Below are 4,305 nucleotides of genomic sequence, written 5' to 3'. Positions count from 1 at the left end.
GCATCATCCCGACCCCCATCACCATGGACGAGCTCGAGGACATGCTGATGGAGCACGGCATCATGAAGGCCGTGGACGAGAGCCAGGTCGGCAAGACCGCCGCCGAGCTCACCGCCTGAGGCTGACGACTTCGACGGGCCGGCCTCGCGCCGGCCCGTCGCCCCGGACGCCGAGCCGCGTGGCACGCCGCACTGGTCTTGCCACGAATATTTCAGAGGGCTCCGGCGTGACCTTTTCAATACGCCGTTTCATATAGCTTAGGCTTAAGACTTCTCAGACGTCCCGGTCCCTCGCCTTCGGGCGAGGGACCTTTTGCCGGACCAAGCACTCGCCGGCTCAAGGCCGCACGCGCCCTGCGAGAATTTCAATCTCTCCCTCCCCTCTCCCTGCGCACCGCCATCCACCGCCTTTGGCCGCCGCGCGACATAAACCCGACATCGCCCGGACATCCCGCCGCGCCGGTTCGCGCGCCGCGTCAGCCTCCGGACAGACACCCCGGAACCCCGCCGGCCACCGTCGCAATTGCGACGCGCCATCGCGAAGCGTTCGCGGAATGACAGCGCTCGATCCGACATGGGCCACGGCCCATGGGCAGCTGTCGCCTTCCTGACAAGATTTCGCATCAGGTAACGGGAATGACGGTGCGATCGTGTCGCCGTTTCGCGACAATACTTCTCAAGTCATTGCCAATGCGAACGATTCACAGATGACATCCGCTTGGTACGCGGTTTGCTAGTCACTGTCCGAAGCCGTGGTGAAGGGCTCGGAGCGAATTCATGCACATTGTCGTCTGCATCAAACAGGTCCCGGACTCAGCTCAGATCCGTGTCCACCCCGTCACGAACACGATCATGCGGCAGGGCGTGCCGACGATCATCAACCCCTACGACCTGTTCGCGCTGGAAGAGGCCATGCGGCTGCGCGACAAGTTCGGCGGTGAAGTCACCGTGCTCACCATGGGCCCGCCCTCGGCGGAAGATTCGCTGCGCAAGGCGCTGACCTTCGGCGCCGATCGCGCCGTGCTCCTGACCGACCGCTTCTTTGCCGGCTCCGACACCCTGGCCACCAGCTTCGCCCTCGCCACCGCCATCACCAAGATCGGCGAGACCTACGGCGTGCCGGACCTCGTCTTCACCGGCAAGCAGACCATCGACGGCGACACCGCGCAGGTGGGTCCCGGCATCGCCAAGCGGCTTGGCCTGATCCAGGTCACCTATGTGGCCAAGGTCGCCGACTTCGACCCCGCCGGGCGCACCATCACCCTGGAGCGCCGCGCCGAGGGCGGCACGCAGGTGCTCAAGAGCAAGCTGCCCTGCCTCGTCGCCATGCTGGAGGCCACCAACGAGATCCGCCGCGGCTCCATGGAGAACGCGCTGCGCGCCGCCCGCGCCGAGGTCGTGAAGTGGAGCGCCAAGGATGCCGGCGTGCAGGACATGAGCAAGTGCGGCCTGAAGGGCTCGCCCACCATCGTGAAGCGCGTGTTCGCGCCGAGCGCGCGCGCCGAGAAGGCGAAGTTCATCGAGGCCCCGGAGGGCGGCAACCTCGCCGAGGCCCTGATCGCGGAAGTGTTTGCCCGCCAGCCCAATCTCGAAGCCGATTTGACCGCGCTGGCGCGCGGCTTCTGACGGCCGACGACCCAGGAACAGAGAGCCGACCATCATGAGCGAGCCGAAGACACCCCCAGCCCCCGCCGCCGGTGGACGCGCGTCCACCAAGAAGGAACTGCCGGAACACTTCAAGGCGTACAAGCACGTCTGGGTGTACATTGAGCAGGAGCGCGGCCAGGTCCATCCCGTCTCCTGGGAGCTGATGGGCGAAGGCCGCAAGCTCGCCGACAAGCTGGGAGTCGAGCTCGGCGCCGTGGTGCTGGGCGCCGAGGGCGAGACGGTGCGCGGCGCGGTGGCGGAAGCCTTCTGCTACGGCGCGGACATCGCCTATGTGGTGGCCGACCCGGTGCTCACCGACTACCGCAACGAGGCCTACACGTCCGCGATGACGGACCTCGTGAACACCTACAAGCCGGAAATCCTGCTGCTCGGCGCCACCACCCTCGGCCGCGACCTCGCCGGCGCGGTGGCGACCACGCTGCTCACCGGCCTCACCGCCGATTCCACCGAGCTGGACGTGGACACCGACGGCTCGCTGGCGGCGACCCGTCCCACCTTCGGCGGCTCCCTGCTCTGCACCATCTACACGCTCAACTACCGGCCGCAGATGGCCACCGTGCGCCCCCGCGTGATGTCCATGCCCATCCGGGTGGAAAAACCGGTCGGCCGCGTCATCGAGCACAAGCTCGGCGTGGCGGAAGACGACATCATCACCAAGATCCTGAGCTTCCTGCCCGACCGCGATTCCAACAAGGCGAACCTAGCCTATGCGGACGTGGTGGTGGCCGGCGGCATGGGCCTCGGCTCGCCCGAGAACTTCCAGCTGGTGAAGAACCTCGCCGCCGCCATGGGCGCCGAATTCGGCTGCTCCCGCCCGCTGGTGCAGAAGGGCTGGGTGTCGTCCGACCGGCAGATCGGCCAGACCGGCAAGACCATCCGTCCCCGGCTCTACATCGCCGCCGGCATTTCGGGCGCGATCCAGCATCGCGTCGGCGTGGAGGGTGCCGATCTCATCGTCGCCATCAACACCGACAAGAACGCCCCCATCTTCGACTTCGCCCATGTGGGCATCGTGACCGACGCCGTGCGCTTCCTGCCCATGCTGACGGAAGCCTTCTCCAAGCGCCTGTCCGCTCATTCCCGCGACAAGCTTGCCAGCTGAAGGATTGCTCCGATGATCGACGAAAAGTTCGACGCAATTGTCATCGGCGCCGGCATGTCCGGAAATGCCGCGGCCTATTCCTTGGCCAAGCGGGGGCTCAAGGTGCTCCAGCTGGAGCGCGGCGAGTATTCCGGCTCCAAGAACGTGCAGGGCGCCATTCTCTACGCCGACATGATGGAGAAGATCATTCCCGATTTCCGGGAAGATGCTCCGCTGGAGCGGCACCTGATCGAGCAGCGCTTCTGGATGATGGGCGACAATTCCCACACCGGCCTGCAGTACCGTTCGGACGAGTTCAACGAAGAGAAGCCGAACCGCTACACCATCATCCGGGCGCAGTTCGACAAGTGGTTCTCCAGCAAGGTGCGCGAGGCCGGCGCCCTCGTGGTCTGCGAAACCACCGTGACCGAGCTGGTCCAGGACGCCTACGGCAAGGTGATCGGCGTGAAGACCGATCGCGGCGGCGGCCAGATCCATGCGGATGTGGTGGTGCTGGCGGAAGGCGTCACCGGCCTGCTCGGCACCCGCGCCGGCCTGCGCAAGATCCCCAAGCCCACCGAGGTCGCGCTCGCGGTGAAGGAAATGCACTTCCTGCCGCAGGAGGTCATCGAGCAGCGTTTCAACCTCAAGGGCAATGAGGGCGTCGTGATCGAAGCCGCCGGCACCATCTCCAAGGGGATGACCGGCATGGGCTTCATCTACACCAACCGCGAATGCGTCTCGCTCGGCCTCGGCTGCCTGGTCTCCGATTTCCAGAACAGCGGGGAATCCCCCTACCAGCTGCTTGAGAAGTTCAAGCAGCACCCCTCGGTCGCCCCACTCATTGAGGGCTCCGAGGTCAAGGAATACGCCGCCCACCTCATTCCCGAGGGCGGTTTCAAGGCCATCCCGCAGCTCTTCGGCGACGGCTGGGTGGTGGTGGGCGATGCCGCCCAGCTCAACAATGCCATTCATCGCGAGGGGTCCAACCTCGCCATGACGTCGGGACGGATCGCCGCCGAGGCGATTTTCCAGGTCAAGTCCCGCAAGGATCCCATGACGGCCTCGAACCTGTCGCTCTACAAGAAGATGCTGGACGACAGCTTCGTCATGAAGGATCTTAAGAAGTACAAGGACATGCCGCAGCTGCTGCACGTGCAGTCGCAGAACTTCTTCCTCACCTATCCCCAGCTGGTCAACAAGGCCATGGACAACTTCCTGCGTGTCGATGGCACGCCGAAGAAGGAGAAGCAGAAGCTGACGATGAAGTCCTTCGTCTCCGCGCGGTCGTGGGCGGGCCTGTTCGGCGACGCCTTCCGCCTCGCGCGCGCCTGGCGCTGACGTCCTTTTCGGTCAGCCCGTTCTTCGCTCGGACCCAATTGTCCGGTTCCAGATTGCTCGAACCCAGGCGGCGGATCCCATCCGCCGCCGCCAACCTTCGGGAGTTTCCCATGGCCACGACCGAAACCGCCGTTCGCGTTGAGGACAAGCTCTTCCAGAACCGCTATCTCGTGGATGCCGGCCGCGCCCACATCAAGGTGCGCCCCCATACCACCC

General features: G+C 65.3%; 3 protein-coding genes and 2 pseudogenes. All 5 read left to right on the top strand.

Features of this window, described 5'->3' with window-relative positions; all coding sequences use genetic code 11:
* A pseudogene (gene nifH / locus K9U41_RS21925) lies at positions 1 to 119 on the top strand (nitrogenase reductase); the annotation flags it as partial.
* Between the two features lie 657 nt (positions 120 to 776).
* Positions 777 to 1,625 (top strand): electron transfer flavoprotein subunit beta/FixA family protein, encoded by an 849-nt coding sequence (locus K9U41_RS21920; RefSeq protein ID WP_282642962.1) that lies wholly within the window; start codon positions 777 to 779, stop codon positions 1,623 to 1,625.
* 34 nt (positions 1,626 to 1,659) lie between these two features.
* A complete protein-coding gene (locus tag K9U41_RS21915; protein ID WP_282642961.1) occupies positions 1,660 to 2,769 on the top strand; it encodes an electron transfer flavoprotein subunit alpha/FixB family protein in 1,110 nt (369 codons plus the stop codon).
* Positions 2,770 to 2,781: 12 nt separating this feature from the next.
* Positions 2,782 to 4,089, top strand: a complete 1,308-nt coding sequence (locus K9U41_RS21910; protein ID WP_282642960.1) for an FAD-dependent oxidoreductase — start codon at positions 2,782 to 2,784, stop codon at positions 4,087 to 4,089.
* A 110-nt stretch (positions 4,090 to 4,199) separates the two neighbouring features.
* Positions 4,200 to 4,305 (top strand): annotated as a pseudogene (locus tag K9U41_RS21905) (ferredoxin family protein); the annotation flags it as partial.

The organism is Xanthobacter autotrophicus (assembly GCF_029991245.1).
GTDB lineage: Bacteria > Pseudomonadota > Alphaproteobacteria > Rhizobiales > Xanthobacteraceae > Xanthobacter > Xanthobacter autotrophicus_C.
The sequence above is the reverse complement of the archived record's forward strand: the minus strand, read 5'-3'. Positions and strand labels throughout refer to the sequence as shown.

Excerpts from the sequence above, each read along its gene's own strand:
- K9U41_RS21920 (WP_282642962.1), top strand. The coding sequence starts at position 777 with ATGCACATTGTCGTCTGCATCAAACAGGTCCCGGACTCAGCTCAGATC.
- K9U41_RS21915 (WP_282642961.1), top strand. The coding sequence starts at position 1,660 with ATGAGCGAGCCGAAGACACCCCCAGCCCCCGCCGCCGGTGGACGCGCG.
- K9U41_RS21910 (WP_282642960.1), top strand. The coding sequence starts at position 2,782 with ATGATCGACGAAAAGTTCGACGCAATTGTCATCGGCGCCGGCATGTCC.